At 68.1% G+C, this 20529-nt stretch carries 25 protein-coding genes; 10 read left to right on the plus strand and 15 right to left on the minus strand.

The window, feature by feature from the left end; all coding sequences use genetic code 11:
- From AC3A6J_RS24790 to flgB, 10 genes are all read right to left on the minus strand, one after another.
- Positions 1–153, minus strand: a 153-nt coding sequence (locus AC3A6J_RS24790; RefSeq protein WP_487862742.1) for a chemotaxis protein CheW, incomplete at its 3' end; no start/stop codon positions are given.
- Between the two features lie 13 nt (positions 154–166).
- Complete coding sequence (gene flgJ, locus AC3A6J_RS24795) at positions 167–1180, minus strand: flagellar assembly peptidoglycan hydrolase FlgJ (protein ID WP_487862664.1); 1014 nt, start codon at positions 1178–1180, stop codon at positions 167–169.
- A gap of 11 nt (positions 1181–1191) precedes the next feature.
- Positions 1192–2307, minus strand: coding sequence for a flagellar basal body P-ring protein FlgI (locus tag AC3A6J_RS24800; RefSeq protein ID WP_487862665.1), 1116 nt, complete (start codon positions 2305–2307; stop codon positions 1192–1194).
- A gap of 35 nt (positions 2308–2342) precedes the next feature.
- Positions 2343–3023, minus strand: a complete 681-nt coding sequence (locus AC3A6J_RS24805; protein ID WP_487862666.1) for a flagellar basal body L-ring protein FlgH — start codon at positions 3021–3023, stop codon at positions 2343–2345.
- On the minus strand, positions 3020–3802 hold the full coding sequence (gene flgG / locus AC3A6J_RS24810; protein WP_487862667.1) for a flagellar basal-body rod protein FlgG: 783 nt from the start codon (positions 3800–3802) through the stop codon (positions 3020–3022). The genes AC3A6J_RS24805 and flgG overlap by 4 nt, the downstream gene beginning before the upstream one ends.
- Positions 3803–3853: 51 nt before the next feature.
- A complete protein-coding gene (locus tag AC3A6J_RS24815) occupies positions 3854–4597 on the minus strand; it encodes a flagellar basal body rod protein FlgF (protein WP_487862668.1) in 744 nt (247 codons plus the stop codon).
- A gap of 7 nt (positions 4598–4604) precedes the next feature.
- Positions 4605–5819: a flagellar hook protein FlgE gene (gene flgE, locus AC3A6J_RS24820; RefSeq protein ID WP_487862669.1), complete on the minus strand. Its 1215-nt coding sequence runs from the start codon at positions 5817–5819 to the stop codon at positions 4605–4607.
- A gap of 72 nt (positions 5820–5891) precedes the next feature.
- Positions 5892–6578, minus strand: a complete 687-nt coding sequence (locus AC3A6J_RS24825; protein WP_487862670.1) for a flagellar hook assembly protein FlgD — start codon at positions 6576–6578, stop codon at positions 5892–5894.
- A gap of 28 nt (positions 6579–6606) precedes the next feature.
- Complete coding sequence (flgC, locus tag AC3A6J_RS24830) at positions 6607–7023, minus strand: flagellar basal body rod protein FlgC (RefSeq protein WP_487862671.1); 417 nt, start codon at positions 7021–7023, stop codon at positions 6607–6609.
- A 29-nt stretch (positions 7024–7052) separates the two neighbouring features.
- On the minus strand, positions 7053–7460 hold the full coding sequence (gene flgB / locus AC3A6J_RS24835) for a flagellar basal body rod protein FlgB (RefSeq protein WP_487862672.1): 408 nt from the start codon (positions 7458–7460) through the stop codon (positions 7053–7055).
- Positions 7461–7630: 170 nt separating this feature from the next.
- On the opposite strand from flgB, the gene flgA reads away from it, so the two are divergent.
- The 3 genes from flgA to AC3A6J_RS24850 all read left to right on the plus strand — a co-directional run bounded on the left by flgA (position 7631) and on the right by AC3A6J_RS24850 (position 9168).
- Entirely contained in the window at positions 7631–8341 is a 711-nt protein-coding gene (gene flgA, locus AC3A6J_RS24840; RefSeq protein WP_487862673.1) for a flagellar basal body P-ring formation chaperone FlgA, read from the plus strand.
- 74 nt (positions 8342–8415) lie between these two features.
- A complete protein-coding gene (gene flgM, locus AC3A6J_RS24845) occupies positions 8416–8712 on the plus strand; it encodes a flagellar biosynthesis anti-sigma factor FlgM (RefSeq protein ID WP_487862674.1) in 297 nt (98 codons plus the stop codon).
- A gap of 6 nt (positions 8713–8718) precedes the next feature.
- Entirely contained in the window at positions 8719–9168 is a 450-nt protein-coding gene (locus AC3A6J_RS24850) for a flagella synthesis protein FlgN (protein WP_487862675.1), read from the plus strand.
- A gap of 2 nt (positions 9169–9170) precedes the next feature.
- On the opposite strand, the gene AC3A6J_RS24855 is transcribed toward AC3A6J_RS24850, so the two are convergent.
- Both AC3A6J_RS24855 and AC3A6J_RS24860 read right to left on the minus strand, forming a co-directional pair.
- Complete coding sequence (locus tag AC3A6J_RS24855) at positions 9171–9935, minus strand: Crp/Fnr family transcriptional regulator (protein ID WP_487862676.1); 765 nt, start codon at positions 9933–9935, stop codon at positions 9171–9173.
- 153 nt (positions 9936–10088) lie between these two features.
- The gene (locus AC3A6J_RS24860; RefSeq protein WP_487862677.1) at positions 10089–10367 is read right to left on the minus strand and encodes a hypothetical protein; all 279 of its coding nucleotides are present in this window, start codon (positions 10365–10367) and stop codon (positions 10089–10091) included.
- A gap of 78 nt (positions 10368–10445) precedes the next feature.
- Between AC3A6J_RS24860 and hemA the strand changes: the two genes are divergently transcribed.
- The 5 genes from hemA (at position 10446) to paeA (ending at position 15480) form a co-directional block, all read left to right on the plus strand.
- The gene (gene hemA / locus AC3A6J_RS24865; RefSeq protein WP_487862678.1) at positions 10446–11717 is read left to right on the plus strand and encodes a glutamyl-tRNA reductase; all 1272 of its coding nucleotides are present in this window, start codon (positions 10446–10448) and stop codon (positions 11715–11717) included.
- 123 nt (positions 11718–11840) lie between these two features.
- A complete protein-coding gene (prfA, locus tag AC3A6J_RS24870; RefSeq protein WP_487862679.1) occupies positions 11841–12929 on the plus strand; it encodes a peptide chain release factor 1 in 1089 nt (362 codons plus the stop codon).
- Positions 12926–13780 (plus strand): peptide chain release factor N(5)-glutamine methyltransferase, encoded by an 855-nt coding sequence (gene prmC / locus AC3A6J_RS24875; protein ID WP_487862680.1) that lies wholly within the window; start codon positions 12926–12928, stop codon positions 13778–13780. Before prfA ends, prmC begins: the two co-directional genes overlap by 4 nt.
- A 31-nt stretch (positions 13781–13811) precedes the next feature.
- Positions 13812–14138 (plus strand): Grx4 family monothiol glutaredoxin, encoded by a 327-nt coding sequence (gene grxD, locus AC3A6J_RS24880; protein WP_487862681.1) that lies wholly within the window; start codon positions 13812–13814, stop codon positions 14136–14138.
- A 55-nt stretch (positions 14139–14193) separates the two neighbouring features.
- A complete protein-coding gene (gene paeA, locus AC3A6J_RS24885; protein ID WP_487862682.1) occupies positions 14194–15480 on the plus strand; it encodes a polyamine export protein PaeA in 1287 nt (428 codons plus the stop codon).
- A 1-nt stretch (position 15481) separates the two neighbouring features.
- On the opposite strand, the gene AC3A6J_RS24890 is transcribed toward paeA, so the two are convergent.
- A complete protein-coding gene (locus AC3A6J_RS24890; protein WP_487862683.1) occupies positions 15482–16138 on the minus strand; it encodes a lytic transglycosylase domain-containing protein in 657 nt (218 codons plus the stop codon).
- A 73-nt stretch (positions 16139–16211) separates the two neighbouring features.
- Entirely contained in the window at positions 16212–17957 is a 1746-nt protein-coding gene (locus AC3A6J_RS24895) for a proline--tRNA ligase (protein WP_487862684.1), read from the minus strand.
- Between the two features lie 158 nt (positions 17958–18115).
- On the opposite strand from AC3A6J_RS24895, the gene AC3A6J_RS24900 reads away from it, so the two are divergent.
- Both AC3A6J_RS24900 and AC3A6J_RS24905 read left to right on the plus strand, forming a co-directional pair.
- Positions 18116–18790 (plus strand): RNA pyrophosphohydrolase, encoded by a 675-nt coding sequence (locus AC3A6J_RS24900; RefSeq protein WP_487862743.1) that lies wholly within the window; start codon positions 18116–18118, stop codon positions 18788–18790.
- Positions 18732–19334 (plus strand): CNP1-like family protein, encoded by a 603-nt coding sequence (locus AC3A6J_RS24905; protein ID WP_487862685.1) that lies wholly within the window; start codon positions 18732–18734, stop codon positions 19332–19334. Before AC3A6J_RS24900 ends, AC3A6J_RS24905 begins: the two co-directional genes overlap by 59 nt.
- A 6-nt stretch (positions 19335–19340) precedes the next feature.
- Here AC3A6J_RS24905 and proB read toward each other — a convergent pair whose 3' ends face one another.
- The gene (proB, locus tag AC3A6J_RS24910; protein WP_487862686.1) at positions 19341–20483 is read right to left on the minus strand and encodes a glutamate 5-kinase; all 1143 of its coding nucleotides are present in this window, start codon (positions 20481–20483) and stop codon (positions 19341–19343) included.
- Between the last annotated feature and the right edge of the window lie 46 nt (positions 20484–20529).

The following is a 20529-nucleotide window of genomic DNA, read 5'->3' on the forward strand; positions in this document are numbered from 1 at the left end:
CGTCACCGCGTCGTAGCCGCGAAGCTCCTGCACCTTCTGGATGTCGATGCCGTATTCCTCCTGGCCGAGCGTGAAGGTCACGACCTCCAGGCGGCTCGCGGCGGCGGGTGCCGAGGGGCCGCGGTGTTGCAAAGAGGTGGATGTGTCTGCCATGTCGTTTCTTCCTTCAGCTGAATTTCTGCATGATGCGAACGAGCTTCTGCCCGTAGTGCGGATCGGTGGCGTAGCCAGCCTTCTGCAGGCCGTGCGCCGCTTCGGCCGGCGTCTCCGCGGCGAGCACGCCGGCGTAGCGCGGGTTGCGCGTGATGAAGCGCGCGTAATCGGTGAAGGCCTCGTCGTAGGAGCCGTAGGCCCTGAACTTCGCGCGCACGCGTTGCGGCTCGCCGTCGATGTATTCGGTGGTGGTGGTTTCCACCACCGGGCCCTTCCAGCTGCGGTCGGCCTTGATGCCGAACAGGTTGAAGCTCTGCGTGCCGTCGTCGGCCCGGATCTCGCGCTTGCCCCACCCCGACTCGAGCGCGGCCTGCGCGAGGATGAGCGGCGCAGGCACGCCGCTCGCGGCGCTGGCCACCTGCGCCGACGAACCCATTCGCTGCACGAAGCTGTCGACCTTGCCCTGCAACGATCCCTCGGCGGCGGGCGAGAGCCGCTCGCTGTTGCGCTGGTAGATGCCGAGGTCCGCGACGGGCGCCGCGGTACGTGAGGGCGCGGCCGAAGGCGGCGCCGAGCCGAGCGGAATGCCCGAATGCGCCGCGATGGGCATGTCGGTCCGGCGCGCCACCGCCGGGGCCGCCTGCAAGGAGAACGGCATGCCCTCGACACCGGTGCCGCCGCCGCCGGGATCGGCTTCGGCCGCGCCACGGCTTAGCTGCGCGAGCATCGCCTCGGCCAGCCCCACGCCGCGCCCCGAGAGGTTCTGCGCCAGCTGCTGGTCGAGCATCGACAGATAGATTTTCTCGTCGCGGCTCTCGAACAGGCCGCTCGAGGGCGTGGCCTCGCGCATGCTCTTGAGCACCATGTTCATGAACAGCGCCTCGAACTGGCGCGAGACCTGCTTCACGCCCTCGTCGGGCGAGTTGCGCACCGTGTTGCGCAGCGCATCGATGCTCTGGACATCGAGCGCGAGACGCTGGTCCAGCAGGCCGCCGCCGCTGGTGCCGCTGCTTTGCGAGATCGCCATGCCGCGTTCCGTCAGATGATCTCGAGTTCCGCGCGCAGTGCACCCGCGGACTTCATGGCCTGGAGGATCGACACCAGGTCTTGCGGATTGGCGCCCAGGCTGTTCAGGCCCTTGATCACGTCGGCCAGCGAAGCGCCGCCGCGCACCATCTGCAGTGCGCCGCCGCCCTGGTTGATGGAGATCTGCGAGGTCTGCCCGACCACGGTCTGGCCGCCGGCGAATGCATTCGGCTGGCTGACCACCGGCTCGGTGTTGATCACCACCGACAGGTTGCCGTGCGCCACGGCGCAGTCGTTCACCCGCACCGCCTGGTTCATGACCACCGAGCCGGTGCGCGCATTGACCACCACGCGCGCCACGGCCTGCGTGGGCGTGACCTCGAGGCTCTCGAGTCGCGCAAGGAAGCCCACGCGCTCGTTTGCCGCCGGCGCCTGCACCTGGATCACGCGCGCATCGAGCGCCTGCGCGATGCCGGGCCCGAACTGGCGGTTGATCGCATCGACCGCGCGCTGCGCGGTGCCGAAGTCGGACTGGTTGAGTTCGAGCGTGAAGGTGTTCTCGCCGCCGACCTGCGCCTCGACGCTGCGCTCGACCAGCGCGCCGGCCGGGATGCGGCCCGAGCCGAGCTGATTGATCTGGGCCTTGCTGCCGTTGGCCGAAGCGCCGGCACCGCCCACCACCATGTTGCCCTGCGCGATCGCATACACCTGGCCATCGGCGCCCTTGAGTGGCGTCATCAGCAGCGTGCCGCCGCGCAGGCTCTTGGCATTGCCCATCGACGAGACCGTCACGTCGATGTTCTGGCCCGGCCGCGCGAACGAAGGCAGCGTGGCCGTGACCATGACCGCCGCCACGTTCTTGAGCTGCATGTTCACGCCCTGCGGGATCGTGATGCCGAGCTGCTGCAGCATGTTGTTCAGGCTCTGCGTGGTGAACGGCGTTTGCATGGTCTGGTCGCCGGTGCCGTCGAGACCCACCATCAGGCCGTAGCCGATCAGCGGGTTGTCGCGCACGCCCTGGATGCTCGCGAGTTCCTTGAGCCGCTCGGCGTTGGCGGGAGCGCCCCAGGCAACGGCGCAGAGCGCCGCCAGGCCGATGATCGAACGCAGTGTGCGGGTGGTTTGCATGGTGGTATCTCTGCTTCTGCCGGCGCTATGCGCCATCAGAAAGGCATCACGTTGAGGAAGAAGCGCTGCATCCAGCCCATGTGCTGAGCCTCGTCGATGTAGCCCTTGGCCGTGTATTCGATGCGTGCGTCGGCCACGAGCGTGGACGGCACGGTGTTGTTGCCCGAGACGGTGCGCGGGTTGACCACGCCCGAGAAGCGAATGAATTCGGTGCCCTGGTTGATGCCCATCTGCTTTTCGCCGCTCACGAGCAGATTGCCGTTGCGCATCACGTCCACCACCGTGACCGTGATCACGCCGTTGAAGGTGTTGTTGGCATTGGCACCGCCCTTGGCGGCCAGCGTGTTGCCGCCCGAGAGCTTGGCGTCCTGCCCGTCGAGCAGCGAGCCGATCAGCTTTGGAATGCCGCCGGCGAAGTCGGCGACCAGGCTGCCGGTGCGGCTCGACGAGGCACCCGAGTTCTTGCTGGCGTTGACCCTCTCGCTGATGACGACGGTCAGGATGTCGCCGACATTGCGCGGCCGGCGGTCCTCGAACAGCGCGCCGCCGCCGGGACCATGCTGGAAGATCGCACCGTTCGCGGGCCGCGGCGCCGCGGCCATGATGCTATCGGCGCGCGCGGTCATCGGCTGGTGCACGAGCGGCTCGCGCGGGACCTGCGCGCAGCCCGTGACCGCCAACGCGGCCAGCAGCATCCACGAACGCAGCGATGTCATAACTGGGCCAGGCGCTGCAGCATCTGGTCCGAAGCCTGGACCGCCTTGCTGTTGATCTCGTAGGCGCGCTGCGTGGCGATCATGTTCACCAGCTCCTCGACCACGTTGACGTTCGAGGCCTCGACGTAGCCCTGGCTCAGCAGGCCCGCGCCGTCGACGCCCGGATTCACCTGGTTGGGGGCGCCGGAGGCATCGGTCTCGGCATAGAGGTTCTCGCCCTTGCTCTGCAGGCCGGTCGGGTTCAGGAAGGTGGCGAGCTGGAGCTGGCCGACCTGCACCGTGTTGGTCTGCCCGGCCTGGGTGATCGAGACGATGCCGTCGCGGCCGACCGTGATGCTGGTGGTGTTGGCCGGCAGCGCGATGGCCGGCTGCACCGGAAAACCGCTCGCGGTGACGAGCTGGCCGTCGCGGTCGGTCTGGAACGAGCCGTCGCGCGTGTAGGCGGTGCTGCCGTCGGGCATCAGCACCTGGAAGAAGCCGCCGCCGTTGATGGCAACGTCGGTGGGCTTGTCCGTCTTCGTCAGGTTGCCCTGCGAATGGATGCGCTCGGTCGCGACCACGTGCACGCCGGTGCCCACCTGGAGGCCCGAAGGCAGCCGGGTCTGATCCGAGGTCTGGCCGCCGACCTGGCGCAGGTTCTGGTACATCAGGTCCTCGAACACGGCACGGCTTCGCTTGAAGCCCGTGGTGCCGACGTTGGCGAGGTTGTTCGACACCACGTCGAGTTGGGTCTGCTGAGCATCGAGACCGGTCTTCGCGATGTAGAGCGAGCGCATCATGATGGGGATTTCCTTGTTGGAGAGTCAGGGGAATGTGGCGATTCAGCCGGCTCAGCCGTACGCCAGCAGCTTGTTGGCCGACTGCGCGTTCTCGTCCGCGCTGCGCATCGACTTCATCTGCATCTCGAAGCTGCGGGCGTTGGCGATCATGGCCACCATGGCCTCGACGCCGTTGACGTTGCTGCCCTCGACGGCGCCGGTGGTCACGGTCACGGCCTCGTCGACCTCGGCGGGCGGAAGGCCCTCGCGCATGCGGAACAGTCCGTCTTCACCGCGCACCAGGTCGGCCGTGGGCGGATTGACCAGCTTCAGGCGGCCCACCTCGGCCACGCCGATCGCCGGATCGCCCGCGCCGCGCGCGGTGACGAGCCCGTTGGCGGCAATGGTCACGGCGGCGCCCGGCGGCACCGCGAGCGGCCCGGCATCGCCGGCCACCGGCAGCGAGCCCATGGTGGTGAGCTGGCCTTCGGCATCGACCTGCAGATTGCCGACGCGCGTGTAGGCTTCGCCGCCGTCGGGCGTCTGCACCACGAGCCAGCCGTCGCCGTGCACCGCCACGTCGAGCGGGCGGCCGGTTTCGGTCAGCGGGCCGTGGCTGAAGTCGGCGCCCGGCGTGGTGGCGACCACGTAGGCGCGCGTCGTCGCCTCGGCACCGGTGACCGGCACCGCGCGGAAGCTGTTGATCTGCGCGCGGAACCCGGGCGTGGAGGCGTTCGCCATGTTGTTGGCGACCGAGGCCTGCTGCTCCATGGCCTGCTTGGCGCCGCTCATGGCGACGTACAGCATGCGGTCCATGGGCGGCTCAGCGGATGTTGATCAGCGTCTGCACGACCTGATCCTGCGTCTTCACGGTCTGCGCGTTGGCCTGGTAGCTGCGCTGCGCGACGATGAGGTTCACGAGCTCGGAGGTCAGGTCGACGTTCGAGGCCTCGAGCGCGCCCGAGGCCAGCGAGCCCTGCTTGGTGCCCGCGCCCGGCGTGCCGGTGAGCGGCTGGCCCGAAGCCAGCGTCTCGGCCCAGACGTTTTCGCCCATCGGCTCGAGGCCGTTGGGATTGGCGAACGAGCTCAGCACGACCTGACCCATCAGCGTGGTCTGCTCGTTGGAGAACTTGCCGGTGATGGTGCCGTCGGGGTTGATAGAGAACGAGGTCAGCGTGCCCGAGGTGTAGCCGTCCTGCTTGAGCGTCTTGATCTCGTTGACGTTGCCGAACTGCGTGGTGCCCGACAGGTCGACGTTGGCATTCACCGCTGCCGAGCCGTTGGCGAAGTTCATCGCGGGCAGCGTGATCGCGCCGTTGGCCGGCGTGAGCAGATTGCCGTTGGTGTCGAAGGTCATGGTCGAGACCGGCGCGCCGCCGTTGAGCGCGGCGCCGTCGGCCGCCGCGAACACGTCCCATGCATTGGCGCCGGTCTTCACGAAGTACACACCCAGCTCGTGCGGATTGCCGAGCGAGTCGAAGATCGGGCCCAGCGCGTTCGAGTAGTTGAAGGTGTCCGAATCGGTGGGCGCGAACGGGGTCTTGGCCGGCGTGGTGCTGCGCGCGTCGACGTTGAAGGCCGCCTGGATGGCCGAGGTCGGCTTCGGGTTCATCGCGGTGGTCTGCACCTGCAGCGGTGCCGGCGTGCCGCCGTCGAGGCCACCGGTCGCCGAGACACCGTAGCCGGTCAGGCGCAGGCCACCGCCGTTGACGATGAAGCCGTCCTTGTCGCGCGTGAACTGGCCATTGCGCGAATACATCACCTCGCCGCTCGGGCTGCTCAGGCGGAAGAAGCCGTCACCGTTGAGGATCGCGACGTCGAGCGGCCGGCTGCTGGTCTGCACCGAACCCTGGGTGAAGTTCTGCACGATGCCCGAAACGGCCACGCCCAGGCCGACGCGCGAGCCTGCATACACGTCCTGGAAGCTCGCCGAGCCCGACTTGAAGCCGATGGTGTTGGAGTTGGCGATGTTGTTGCCGATGACGTCGAGGTTGGCGGCTGCCGCGGAGAGTCCGCTGATGCCTTGGGTGAAGCCCATGATCGAATCCTTGTTTCGGTACGTTGAAAAGCGATGAGAAGAAGAGATGAAGAAGTGGTGTGGCGCGGGTGCTCAGAGGAACATGCGCACGTCGGCCAGCGTGATGCTCTGGCCGGTCATCAGTTCGAGCGTGACGCCGTTCGCGCCCTGCTTGACCGCGGCCACCTGCGAGAACACGAGCGCGGTGGCATCCACCTTCGCGCCGTTGTTGTCGGCCGCGACCGTGAAGCTGTAGTTGCCGGCGGGCGCTGCGCTGCCGTCGTCGGCCAGGCCGTCCCAGCTCACCGCATTGACGCCTTCGGCCATGGTGCCGAGCGAAAGCGTGCGCACCGTGCGGCCGGCGCCGTCGACGATCTTCACCTCGACGTCGCCGGCGGTGTCTGCGAGCTGCACCGCAAAGGGCACGGCCGCGGGCGCCTCGCCCGCCTTCGGCTCGGCGGTGGAGATGGTGCTGCCGGGCGACAGCACGTTGTAGCCAATGAGCGAGGCCGCCTGCAGCACCTGGTTGGCGCCGGTCTGGTTGACCAGGCCACTGAGCGTGGCGTTGAGGCGCTCGATGCCGCTCACGGTGCTCATCTGCGCGAGCTGCGAGGTGAGCTCCGCGTTCTCCATCGGGTTGAGCGGGTCCTGGTTGTTGAGCTGCGTGACGAGCAGCTTCAGAAAGCGCTGTTCGCTGCCCGCTTCCGAGACGTTGCCTGCGGTGGGCGCCGCGGTGGCTGCATTGAGCCCGGAGATGGAGGAGGTGTCGGTGATGGCCATGGAGGTTGTTCGTGGAGAGGCGAAGGGGTTACTGGCCGATGCTCAGCGTCTTGACCATCAGGGTCTTGGCGGTGTTGAGCACCTCGACGTTGGCCTGGTAGCTGCGCGAGGCGGAGATCATGTTGGTCATTTCCTCGACCACGTTGACGTTGGGCATGGCCACGTAGCCCTTGGCGTCGGCGTGGGGGTTCTTGGGGTCGAAGACCATCTTGAAAGGCGAGCTGTCCTCCACCACGCCCGCGACCCTGACGCCGCCGATGTCCTGCTGGCCCGAGGGCGCCACTTCGAAGACGACCTGCTTGGCGCGGTAGGGCTTGCCGTCGGGACCGGCCACGCTCTCGGCGTTGGCGAGGTTGCTCGCGGTCACGTTCATGCGCTGCGACTGCGCGGCCATGGCGGAACCCGCCACGCCGAAGATGTTCATGGATGCGCTGGGATGCGGCATGCTGCTTGCTCCTGTCGTGCTGTTCTTGGTTATTGCGCGGCGGCAAGCAGCGACTTGATCTTGGCGCTGACCACCGTGAGGTTGGCTTCGTAGCGCAGCGCGTTGTCGGCGAAGTTGATGCGCTCGGCATCCATCTCGACGGTGTTGCCGTCGATGCTCGCCTGGCTCGGGACGCGGTAGAGCAGGTCGCCCTCGGGGATCGCCGACGCGGCCGTGGCCTGCATGTGGCGCGCCGAGGTGGTGGCCATCGGCACGGCGCCCGCTGCGCGGCCCTGCGTGATCGCCTGCGAGAGGCGGCCCGCGAAATCGAAGTCGCGTGCCTTGTAGTTGGGCGTGTCGGCGTGGGCGATGTTGGCGGCCAACACTTCCTGGCGCTGCGCCCTGAGGTTGAGTGCTTCGCGGTTGAAGCGAAGCGCCGCATCCAGCTTGTCGATCATGTTTTCCATCCGTTCGAGGCGTCGCATCCCGGCTGGGCGTGGCGACAGATGGAAAGCGAGTCTATGCATGCACTGCGTTCGCAATGGCCCGAACAAAGGGGCATTTGGCGTGCACTTCGCATCTTCGGATCGGGGGCATCTTTCTAGAATTGCGCTCACCGATGACTGCCATGAACCTCTACAGACTGCGTTTCCTGCGATGCCTGCTTGCCGCACTGGCGGGGGGGCTCGGCACGGCGTCGGCCTGCGCCGCGGCGCCGCAGCTCGAGGGCGATGCGCGCGTGGCCGTGGACACGCTGCTGCTCGCCCAGAGCGCAGGGCTGCCCGGCAAGGTCTCCATCAGCGTGGATGCCCCGGCCTCGGGCGCACTGCCGCCCTGCGATGCGCTTGAGGCCTTCCTGCCGCGCGGCGCCAGGCCCTGGGGTCGGGTCTCGGTCGGCCTGCGCTGCCATTCGGAGCAGAAGCCCTGGACGCGCTACGTGCGCGCCCGTGTCGCCGTCGAAGGGCGTTACTTCGTGGCCATGCGCAACATCGATGCGGGCCAGGCCTTCGGTGCGGGCGACCTTGCTGCGCGCGAGGGCGATCTCACGGCCCTGCCGCGCTCGTTGCTGACCGATGCAGCCGAACTCCAGGGCGTGGTGGCCGCCAACCGCATTGCGGCCGGCGCGCCGCTGCGGCGCGAACAGGTGCGCGGCGTGACGGTGATCCAGCAGGGCCAGACCGTCAAGGTAGTGGCCGAGGGCCCGGGCTATTCGGTGAGCACCGAGGCGCGCGCGCTGGCGAGTGCCGGCGCCGGGGGAAACATCCGCGCACGGACGCTGGACGGCCGGATCGTCAGTGGCGTCGCGGACGAGGAAGGACAGCTCCGGCTGCCGCAATAGTGGAATTTCCGGCCCAGGCCCTAAAGTTTCGGGCCGGACTGCCGATACACCAGGCAGCCCTCTGAGGAATCATCTTGAAAATCGATCCATCCACCCCTTCGGCCACCCCGCTCACCCGCGCGAACAAGGGCGCGCCCTCGACGCCGGCCGGCGGCGCCGACGCTGTTCCGGGCGGCAAGGACGTCGTGCAGCTCTCGGCGGGACAGGTTCGCTCGCTGCCCGATGCCCCCAACGCCGACTTCGACGCCGCACGCGTGGCCGCGATCCGGGAAGACATCCGGGCCGGCCGCTATGAAGTTCACCCCGAGCGGATCGCCCGCGGCCTGCTGGCCAGCGTGCGCGAGCTGCTCGACGACAACGCGAAGCTGTAACCCACCATGTTGGTCCACCTGTTGGCCGAAAAGAACTGCATCGAGGAATTTCTCTCGGTGCTTGCGCAGGAAACCGAGGCCATGACCCAGGGCCTCTTCGCGCAGCTGCCGGAGATCACCGAGCGCAAGGCCAGCCTGCTCGACCGCATGGCGGCGCTCGACCAGGCGCGCGAGTCGGCCCAGGTGGCACGCGGCTTCGAACCGGGGCGGGCAGGCGCCGAAGCGGCCGCGGCCGCCGAGGGCGAAGCCACGCTGGCGGCATGGCAGGCGCTGCTCGACCTCGCGCAGCAGGCCCGTGCCGGCAATCGCCAGAACGGCGCACTTGTGTACAGCCAGCTCGACTTCACCCAGAACGCGCTGCACTACCTGCAGGCCACCAGTGCACAGCCCTGCTACGGGCCGGACGGCATCCGCCGGGCCGCGAGCGGTGCGGGCACGCGGATCGCGTTAGGCTGAGTTCAGCCCTTGTCGGGCTTGGGCGGGGCCTCGGGCAGGTCCGGGAAGAACGAGGGGTCCACCTCGCCGTCCGGGCTCTGGTCGGGCGGCGGCGGCTCGCTCGAAGGCAGTGCCTGGAAGTCGGACGACGCGAAGCTGGGCGGCACATAGACGCCGTGTTCGTCGCGCCGCACCAGCCCGCGGCGCTCCAGGTCGCGCATCGTCTTGTTGACCTGCATCCGCGAAAGCCCCGAATACGAGGCGATCACCGACTGCGTGATGCGCTTGTCGTAGCCCCCGCCCACACCGGGGGCCAGTTCGGTGAGCTCGTGCAGGATGCGGCTGATGAGCCGCTCCGACGAGGCCGAGGAAATCTGCCGGATCTGCCTGCGCAGCGCCGCGGTGCGCTTCATCACCATGCCGAGCAGGCCCATCGTCACAGCCGGATGGCGAGTGCACAGGGCGCGGAATTCGGCAGTGGGAATCAGGTACAGCGAGGAAGGCAGCGCCGCAATCAAGGTGGCGCCGGATTGGTACCGGTCTTCGGCCAGCGTCGAATGGAGGAAGAAGTCGTCCTGTCGAATGAAATCGGTCGTGACGTCGTTGCTGTCCTCGCTGCCCTGCACCACCACGCGCAGCAGCCCGGTGGCGACGCAATAGATGCGGTCGGTCCAGGCATCGGCCGCAAGCACCACCTCGTTGCGCCGGCAGGACCGAAGCTCGATGCGCTGGACGAATGCGGCGCGCTCGTCCGGGGGAACACTGGCGAAAAGAGGATGCAAATACATCGATACCGTCCCATGGGCCGCCTCGCCAACGTGCGCGAGCTGCTTAGCCTGTCGCTTTTCGCACACTCAAGTGTGAAAAACTACCAACTGCGAGTTCATATATTAACCTGTGTAACATATTGAAACGCGCGGTATCCCTATGGGTTGCAGGTTCTACCTTCGCCAGCCGCGCGAGCCGATCCATTGGCTTGTACCGCTCGCGATCACGAGCGCCGCGTAGGCGGCGACCGTCCCGTCGCGTCCCACAAGGACCAATCCGCCGAGCAGCGCGGCCGTGCCGGCAGCGGCGTTGAATGCCCCCTGGGCCCACCATGCGCGCTCACCGGCTGCCCGGCGCCCGAACGCGCGGCCCACCAGCGCACAAAGAAAACCCACGACGAGCGCGGGTGCGATGAAGTTCAGCAGGTGGTTCAGGAGATCGAGCAGCGACATGGGGTGGGAAAGAAAGACGCCGCAGGGCGAAGCCCCTTCGCAGCCGGAAGGTGCCTGCTGATTTTATAATCAGTAACTATGTCAGTCTGGGCCCTTGGCTTGAACCACACGACCGCGCCGCTCGATCTGCGCGGTCGTTTTGCGTTCGCGCTCGATCAGATCGCGCCCACGCTGCAGAGCCTGCGCAGCTCGTTCGCGAGCGGGCGCCATCCGCAGGTCGAGGCCGCGATCATCTCGACCTGCAACCGCACCGAGATCTATTGCGCCGCCGACCAGGCCGCGCTCGACCACACGGTCGGCTGGCTGGCCCAGAGCGGCGGCGTGGCGCCAGCGCTGCTGCGTTCGCATGCCTACACCCTGCACGACGACGAGGCGGCGCGCCATGCGTTCCGCGTGGCCAGCGGCCTCGATTCGATGGTGCTCGGCGAAGCACAGATCCTGGGCCAGATGAAGGACGCGATCCGCGCGGCCGAAACCGCCGGTGCGCTCGGCAGCACGCTCAACCAGCTGTTCCAGCGCTCCTTCGCGGTCGCGAAGGAGGTGCGCACCTCCACCGAGATCGGCGCCCACTCCATCAGCATGGCCGCGGCGGCCGTGCGGCTCGCGAGCCAGCTGTTCGAAGACCTGCGCGAAACGCGCGTGCTGTTCGTCGGCGCGGGCGAGATGATCGATCTGGCGGCCACGCATTTCGCGGCCAAGGAGCCCAAGGCCATCGCGATCGCCAACCGCACACTGGAACGCGGCGAGAAGCTGGCCTCGCGCTTCGGTGGCGAAGCGATGCGGCTGGCCGACCTGCCGGGGCGGCTCGCCGAGTTCGACATCGTGGTGAGCTGCACCGCGAGCACGCTGCCGATCATCGGCCTGGGCGCGGTCGAGCGGGCGCTCAAGGCGCGCAAGCACCGCCCGATGTTCATGGTCGACCTGGCCGTGCCGCGCGACGTCGAGCCCGAGGTCAAGGCGCTCGAGGACATCTATCTCTACACCGTCGACGACCTGGCGCAGGTGGTGCAGCAGGGCCAGGCCAACCGTCAGGCTGCGGTGGCGCAAGCCGAGGCCATCATCGACGCGGGCGTGCAGAGCTTCATGCACTGGCTGGGCCAGCGCGGCACGGTGCCGCTGATCCAGCAGCTCAACGCGCAGGCCGACGAATGGCGCAGCGCCGAGATGGCGCGGGCGCGCAAGCTGCTCGCCAGGGGCGAACCGGTCGAAGCGGTGCTCGAAGCGATGTCACGCGGGCTCACGCAGAAGATGATGCATGGCGCGCTGGCCGAGCTCCACGCGGGCGACGCGGCCGCGCGCGAACAGACGGCGCAGGCTATCTCGCGGCTGTTCCTGCGCAAAGAGCGTTAGCGACGCTGGCGCGCGTTTCGTGCCGCCGCCGAGGGCGGAGTTCTGCTGCGACTTCTGCGGAACCCTCGCGACTTCCGCGTTCGGTTCCCGCCCACCTCCCCCGCCTTTTCCTGCCTTTCTCCCGTGAAATCTTTCCTCCGCCGCCAACTCGAACGCTATGCCGCCCGCCTCGGCGAACTCGACTTCCTGCTTTCGCGCGAAGACATCATGAGTGACATGGCGCAGTACCGCACCATCTCGCGCGAGCATGCCGAGGTGACGCAGATCGCCGGGCGCTACGAGCGCTACAAGCAGCGCGAGGCCGACATCGTCGGCGCGAAGGAGATGCTCGACGACCCCGACATGGCCGAGATGGCCAGGGAAGAGATCGCGGGCGCAGAGGCCGAGCTGCTGCTGCTCGAAGAAGAACTGCAGCGCCTGCTGCTGCCGCGCGACCCGGACGATGCGCGCAACGCCTTCCTCGAAATCCGCGCGGGCACGGGCGGCGACGAATCGGCCCTGTTCGCAGGCGACCTGCTGCGCATGTACACGCGCTACTGCGAGCGCGCGGGCTGGCGTGCCGAGATCGTGAGCGAAAGCGAAAGCGAGCTCGGCGGCTACAAGGACGTGGTGCTGCGCATCGCGGGCGACGACGTGTTCGGCCGGCTGCGCTTCGAATCGGGCGGCCACCGCGTGCAGCGCGTGCCCGCGACCGAGACGCAGGGCCGCATCCACACCAGCGCCTGCACGGTCGCGGTGCTGGCCGAGCCCGACGAGGCCCAGGCGGTGCAGATCAACCCGGCCGACCTGCGCATCGACACCTACCGCGCGAGCGGCGCCGGCGGCCAGCACATCAACAAGACCGACTCGGCCGTGCGCATCACGCACATCCCGACCGGCATCGTGGCCGAATGCCAGGACGACCGCAGCCAGCACCGCAACAAGGCGAAGGCGCTGCAGGTGCTGTCGGCGCGCATCCAGGAAAAGGAACGCAGCGAGCGCGCCGCCAAGGATGCGGCCATGCGCAAGGGGCTGATCGGCAGCGGCGACCGCTCGGACCGCATCCGCACCTACAACTTCCCGCAGGGCCGGCTCACCGACCACCGCATCAATCTCACGCTCTACAAGCTGCTGGCGATCATGGAAGGCGACCTCGGCGACGTGCTCGACGCGCTGCGCGCCGCACGCGAGGCCGAGCAGCTGGCCGAGCTCGAGTCGAACCTGCCGGCATGACGGCGGCAGGCACCCATCTTCCGGCCACCGTGGCCGACGCCCTGTCCGCGGCGCTGGCGCTGGGCATCGACCGGCTCGACGCCCAGCTGCTGCTGCTGCACGCGCTGGGCCGCGCGCCGCACGACCGCGCATGGCTGCTGGCGCACGACACCGACACCTTCCCCGCAGCGGCATGGCCGGCGCTGTCGGCATGGCTGTCGCGCCGCCTGGCGGGCGAACCGGTCGCCTACCTGCTCGGCGAGAAAGAGTTCCGCGGCCTGCGCCTGCAGGTCGATGCGCGCGTGCTTGTGCCGCGGCCCGACACCGAGACGCTGGTCGACTGGGCGCTGCAGTGCCTGGACGGCACCGACGCGCCGCGCGTGCTCGACCTGGGCACCGGCAGCGGCGCCATCGCGCTCGCGCTGCAGCATGCGCGGCCCGATGCGCAGGTCGAAGCGGTCGATGCGAGCGCCGACGCGCTGGCCGTGGCCTCGGCCAATGCCGAGCGCCTGGGACTGGCTGTGCGCTTTCGCCAGGCCGACTGGCTCGACGGCGCGCCGGCCGGCTACGCGCTGATTGCGAGCAATCCGCCCTACATCGCGACCGGCGACCCGCACCTGCCGGCGCTGCGCCACGAACCGCGCGGCGCGCTGGTGGCGGGCCGCGACGGGCTCGACGACATCCGCCGCATCGTGGACCGGGCGCCGGCGCACCTCGCCGACGGCTGCTGGCTGCTGCTCGAGCACGGGTACGACCAGGCCGCGGCCGTGCGCGAGCTGCTGGCGTCGCGCGGCTTCGCCGACGCGCAAAGCCGCGATGACCTTGCCGGCATCCCGCGCTGCTCGGGCGGGATCTGGCACACGGTGAAATAATCCCTTCAGCCCACTTTTCTCAGGAGTCCCCATGTCCGACGCCCAGCAACGCATCGACGATCTCGTCAAAACCAACGACCTCGTGCTCTTCATGAAGGGGAATGCGAGCTTCCCGATGTGCGGCTTCTCCGGCCGCGCGATCCAGATCCTGAAGGCGGTCGGCGTCGACACCAAGGCGCTCAAGACCGTCAACGTGCTCGAGGATGACGGCATCCGCCAGGGCATCAAGGAATACAGCAACTGGCCCACGATCCCGCAGCTCTACGTGAACGGCGAGTTCGTCGGCGGCTCGGACATCATGATGGAGATGTACGAATCGGGCGAGCTGCAGCAGGTGGTGAGCGGCAAGCCGGCCTGACAGCCGCCGCGCCACGGCTGAGTCATGGCACCATGGCGCTCTTCGCCATGCCACCATGACCCTGACCCACAGCCTGCTCATCATCGTCGCGCTGATCGCGACGAGCGCCTTCTTCTCCCTGGCCGAAATCACCCTCGCCGCCTCGCGGCGCCTGCGCCTGCGCCAGATGGCCGACGACGGCGACCCGCGCGCCGACCGGGTGCTGCGCGTGCAGGAGCAGCCCGGCCACTACTTCACCGTGGTGCAGATCGGGCTCAATGCGGTGGCGATCCTCGGCGGGGTGGTCGGCGAGGGTTCGCTGAGCCCCTACTTCGCACGCTTCTTCGAGAACTGGATCAGCGTCGAGGCGGCGGCGAAGGTGGCCTTCCTGTGCTCGTTCGTCATCGTCATCGCGGTGTTCCTGGTGTTCGCCGACCTGTTCCCGAAGCGGCTGGGCATGAGCGACCCCGAGCGCATCGCGGTTCGCATGGTCGGGCCGATGCTGGTGCTCATCGCCACCTTCAAGCCGCTGGTGTGGCTGTTCACGCGCTCGACCGACATGCTGTTCAAGCTGCTGGGCATGCCGCTGGTGCGCGACGACAAGATCACCTCGGCCGACATTCTCGCCATGACCGAGGCCGGGGCCCGGGCCGGCGTGCTCGCCGCGCGCGAACAGCAGGTGATCGCGAATGTGTTCGAACTCGACACGCGGCTCGTGCGCAGCGTGATGACGGTGCGCGACAACATCGCATGGTTCCAGCACGACGATCCCGAGCCGGCGCTGCGCGCGCGCATCCTGGCCGAGCCGTTCTCGGCCTACCCGGTGTGCGACGGCGACATCGACCATGTGCTCGGCTACGTCGACGCCAAGGAGATGTTCCAGCGCGTGCTGAGCGGCCAGCCGCTGGCCTTCGACCAGGGGCTGACGCTGCGCAAGGCGCTGGTGGTGCCCGACCGGCTCTCGCTGACCGAAGTGCTCGAGCAGTTTCAGCAGGCGCACGAGGACTTTGCGATCATCGTCAACGAGTACAGCCTCGTGGTGGGCGTGATCACGCTCAACGACGTGATGAACACGGTGATGGGAGATCTGGTGTCCACGCTCGACGACGAGGAGCAGATCGTGAAGCGCGACGAGAACTCGTGGCTGATCGACGGCGTCACGCCGATCCAGGACGTGCAGCGCGCGCTGCACATCGACGAACTGCCGCATGCGGACGAGTACGAAACGCTGGCCGGCTTCCTGATGGTGATGCTGCGCCGCGTGCCCAAGCGCACCGACACGGTGAGCTGGGGCGGCTACACCTTCGAAGTGATGGATGTCGACCGCTATCGCATCGACCAGGTCATGGTCACGAAGGCTTAAGTCAGCCTTCCGCCCGGTCCGCGAAAACCCAAAGCCGCTGGTTCGAGAACACGGCGTTCGGGTACGGCGCCTTGCCGCGGCTGCCGTTGTAGCGCCCGAGCGTCATGTAGAGATCGCCGCGCTCGCGGTCGAGGTAGTGGCGCAGGATCACGCAGCCGAAGCGCAGGTTGGTCTGCATGTGGAACAGCTTGGCCGGGTCGCTGTCACCGATCACGCGGGTCCAGAACGGCATCACCTGCATGTAGCCGCGGGCACCGGCGCTGGAGACGGCGAACTTGCGGAAGTTGCTTTCAACCTGGATCAGCCCGAGCACCAGGCTCACGTCCAGCCCCGCGCGCCTGGACTCGTACCAGACAGTCTGCAGGAACTCGATGCGCGTGGACGCGTCGGGCACCTTCTTCTTGAGCCGCTGGCTCATCTCGCCGAGCCAGCGCAAGTAGGCCAGCCGGGCCTCGGTGCTGGCGAACTCGGGCACCGGCGGCGCCTTGTTGTGGACGGCCGAGCTCAGCGCGGTGCGCACCGAATCGATCAGCGGCTCCTCGATCTGCGCGCCGGCCACCGCACGCTGCGGCAGCGCGAGCAGCGACAGCGCGCCTGCAGCAGCCATCATGGCGCCACCCAGGCACCGGCGTCGCGAGAGGCCGGCGCCGAGGCTCACTGGTGCACCCTTGGCGCTGCGCGCCTTCCCGCCAGGCGGGAGCGAGCTTGCTTGGGGCGGCCCGGCGCGGCGCTCATGCCTGCAGCTTGCCTGCGATGAAGTCGGCGATGCCGTCGGCCGGCACCTTGGTGGCCGCGGTGTCGCGGCGGTGCTGGTATTCCAGCTGGCCTTCCTTCAAGCCGCGGTCGGAGATGACCACGCGGTGCGGCACGCCGATCAGCTCCCAGTCGGCGAACATCGCGCCGGGACGCTCGCCGCGGTCGTCGAGCAGCACGTCGACGCCCTTGGCGAGCAGCGCCTCGTAGAGCGCTTCGGCAGCAGTCTTGACCTCGGCGCTCCGGTCCATCCCGATCGGGCAGACCACCACGGTGAACGGCGCCAGCGCATCGGGCCAGATGATGCCGCGCTCGTCGTGGTTCTGCTCGATGGCGGCCGCGGGCAGGCGCGTGACGCCGATGCCGTAGCAGCCCATCTCGAGAAACTGCGGCTTGCCGCCCTCGTCGAGGTAGGTGGCGTTCATCGCCTTGCTGTACTTGGTGCCGAGCACGAACACGTGGCCCACCTCGATGCCGCGCTCGATGGCCAGCACGCCCTTGCCGTCGGGCGAGGCGTCGCCGGCGACGACGTTGCGGATGTCGGCCACGAGGTCCGGCTCGGGCAGGTCGCGGCCCCAGTTGACGCCGGTCATGTGGAAGTCGACCTCGTTGGCACCCGTAATCCAGTCGGCGAGCACGGCCGCCTCGCGGTCGGCCACGAGCTTGACGGGCTTCTTGAGGTTCAGCGGCCCGAGGTAGCCGGGCTTGCAGCCGAAGTGGTCTTCGATCTCGGCCAGCGTGGCGAAGCGGAAGCCCTGGTCGAGGCCCGGCAGCTTGCCGACCTTGATCTCGTTCATGTCGTGGTCGCCGCGCAGCAGCAGCAGCCAGACCTGCGAGCCTTTGGGATTGCCGGCCTCGTCGAGGATGTCGGTCGCGAGCACCAACGACTTGATGGTGGTCGCAAGCGGCACGCCGAGCAATTCGGCCACGTCGGCACAGGTGCTCTTGCCGGGCGTCGGCGTCTTCTCGAGCGCCTTCGCCGCTGCAGGACGCGGGCCAGCCGGCGCGAGCGCCTCGGCTTTTTCCATGTTGGCTGCGTAGTCACTGTCGGGGCAGTAGACGATCGCGTCCTCGCCCGTGGCCGCGATGACCTGGAACTCCTCGCTGAGGTCGCCGCCGATGGCGCCGCTGTCGGCAGCCACCGCGCGGTAGCGCAGCCCGAAGCGGTCGAAGATGTTGCGGTAGGCCTGGGCCATGGCCTGGTAGCTGAGCTTGGCCGCGTCGAGGTCCCGGTCGAAGCTGTAGGCGTCCTTCATGATGAACTCGCGCCCGCGCATCAGGCCGAAGCGCGGACGGCGCTCATCGCGGAACTTGGTCTGGATCTGGTAGAAGTTCTTCGGCAGCTGCTTGTAGCTGCGGATCTCCTGGCGCGCGATGTCGGTCACCACCTCTTCGCTGGTGGGCTGCACCACGAAGTCCCGGTCATGCCGGTCCTTGATGCGAAGCAGCTCGGGGCCCATCTTGTCGAAGCGGCCGGTCTCCTGCCAGAACTCGGCCGGCTGAACCACCGGCATCGTGAGCTCGACGGCGCCGGCGCGGTTCATTTCCTCGCGCACGATCGCCTCGACCTTGCGGATCACGCGCAGCCCCATCGGCATGTAGGTGTAGATGCCCGTACCGAGCTTCTTGATCATGCCGGCGCGCATCATGAGCCGATGGCTCGCGACCTCGGCATCGGCGGGCGCTTCCTTGAGGGTGGAGACGAAAAAACGGGAAGCTTTCATCGGGATCGCAGTGGTGGAATCGAGGCTGGATGAGGGCCCGCCGGGCCCGGGAACTGCCGGAAACCCATGAGGGAGACCCTGGCAGCCTGGCATCGCTTGCTTGCCGAGAGGAACCCGGCATGCATAATCGACTCAGTTCAAAAATTTGGGGTTTGATTATGCTCGACCGGGACGGCTTCAGGCCCAACGTCGGCATCATCCTGCTCAACCAGAGAAACCAGGTTTTCTGGGGCAAACGCATACGCACCCACTCCTGGCAGTTTCCGCAAGGCGGCATAGATCGCGGCGAAAGTCCCGAGCAAGCCATGTTCCGGGAACTGCACGAGGAAGTGGGGCTCCATCCGGAGCACGTGCGCATCGTGGCCCGTACCCGTGACTGGTTGCGCTACGAGGTGCCGGATCGGTTCATCCGCCGTGACGCACGGGGTCACTACAAGGGCCAGAAGCAGATCTGGTATTTGCTGCAACTGGTCGGCCACGACTGGGACCTGAACCTGCGTGCCACCGACCATCCCGAATTCGACGCCTGGCGATGGCACGATTACTGGGTGCCGCTCGATGTCGTCGTCGAGTTCAAGCGCGGCGTCTACGAGATGGCATTGACCGAGCTTGCTCGCTACCTGCCGCGGCAGGATTTCCGCAACCGCTTCCTGCGCAGCAATGTGCGCGCCCGCGAGTTCGAGCGCCATGCGCCCGAAGGCGGCGTGCCCGCGGGCCTCGACCTGCCGCCCGGCGGCAGCTTCGACCCGCATCCCGACCTACCTTCCGTGAGCGATGAACCTTCCCCTCTCCCCCACCGCAGCCATCCGCCCCTCCTTCCGCCGCAGCGCTGAGCGCGCGCTGCTTCTCGCCTGCTTCGCCGCCGTGCTGGGCGGATGTGCTTCGGGTTCGCACGACACCGACAACCCCGACTGGGCCCAGTCCGGCATGCCGCCGCCCCCCAAGCGTTTCGAGTCGGAGGGCGAATGGAAAGAAGCAGAGGCGCCACCACCGCCCGCCTTCGACGTCCAGCGGCTCGAGCCGATCGCGATGCCGCCCTACATGTCGCTGAAGTTCGGCGTCGACCCGGCCACGATCACGATCACGGGCGACGGGGTGGTGCGCTACGTGGTCGTCGCGTCGAGCCGTGCCGGTGGCGCGACCAATGCCTTCTACGAGGGCGTGCGCTGCTCGACCGCCGAGGTCAAGAGCTACGCGCGCTTCAACGACAGCAAATGGGAGTTGGTCGAGCGCCCGGAGTGGAAGAGCTTCCGCGGCCTCAATTCGAGCTACGCGCGGCAGCTCGCGAGCCAGGGCCTGTGCCGCGGCAATGCGCCGCGCACTTCGGTCAGGGACATGATCGCGAACCTGCGCAACCCCGCGCGCGAGCTGCAGTAGCCGCTCTCAACCCCGCGTCAGCACCATGTTGTCGCGGTGGACCATCTCGGGCTCTGCCACGTAGCCCAGCAGGCGCTCGAACTCGGTTGATGGCTTGCGGCACAGCAGGCGCGCCTCCACGCTCGAGTAATTGGCGAGCCCGCGCGCGAGCTCAACCCCTGCGGCGTCGCGCACCGCGATGACGTCGCCGCGCGAGAACTCGCCCGAGACACTCGTCATGCCGATCGGCAGCAGGCTCTTGCCTTCGGCCCGCACCTTGGCCGCCGCGCCGGCATCCACGGTGACGGCCCCGCGCAGCTGAAGGTGGTCGGCCATCCAGCGCTTGCGCGCCTGGTGCTTGGCGGTCTGGGCCACCAGCAAGGTGCCGATCGATTCACCCTTGGCCAGGCGCAACAGCGCATCGGCTTCGCGGCCCCAGGCAATCACGGTGGAAGCGCCCGACCCAGCCGCGCGCTTGGCCGCGAGGATCTTGGTGATCATGCCGCCCCTGCCAATGCTCGAGCCCGCCCCGCCGGCCATGGCCTCGAGCGCGGGATCGCCGGCCGCCGCCTCATGGACGAACTTCGCCTCCGGGTCGCGGCGCGGATCGGCCGTGTAGAGGCCCTTCTGGTCGGTAAGGATGACCAGTGCGTCGGCTTCGACGAGGTTGGCCACGAGCGCGCCGAGCGTGTCGTTGTCGCCGAACTTGATCTCGTCGTTGACGACCGTGTCGTTCTCGTTGATGACCGGCACCACCCCGAGGCGCAGCAGCGTGACGAGCGTGGAGCGCGCGTTGAGGTAGCGCTCGCGGTCGGCCAGGTCGGCATGGGTCAGCAGCACCTGAGCGCTGCCGATGTCGTTCTCGCGCAGCTTGGTCTCGTACATCTGGGCCAAGCCCATCTGCCCGACCGCGGCCGCGGCCTGGAGTTCGTGCACCTCGTGCGGCCGGGTGCGCCAGCCGAGCCGCTTCATGCCTTCAGCAATGGCACCACTCGACACCATGACAACTTCGCGCCCGTCGCGCACCAGCTCGGCAAGCTGGCGGCACCATTCGCCGATGGCCGCCTCGTCGAGGCCCCGTCCTTCGTTGGTCACGAGGCTGGAACCCACCTTGACGACGATTCGGCGGGCATCCCGCAAGGCAGTGGATCCGGAGGTCGACGAGGTCATGAGGGCTGCAACGGTCGTGGGTGAAGCGTCTGGTTTATTGCTGGGC

The sequence above is a fragment of the Variovorax sp. Soil_C_39 genome (genome assembly GCF_057656815.1).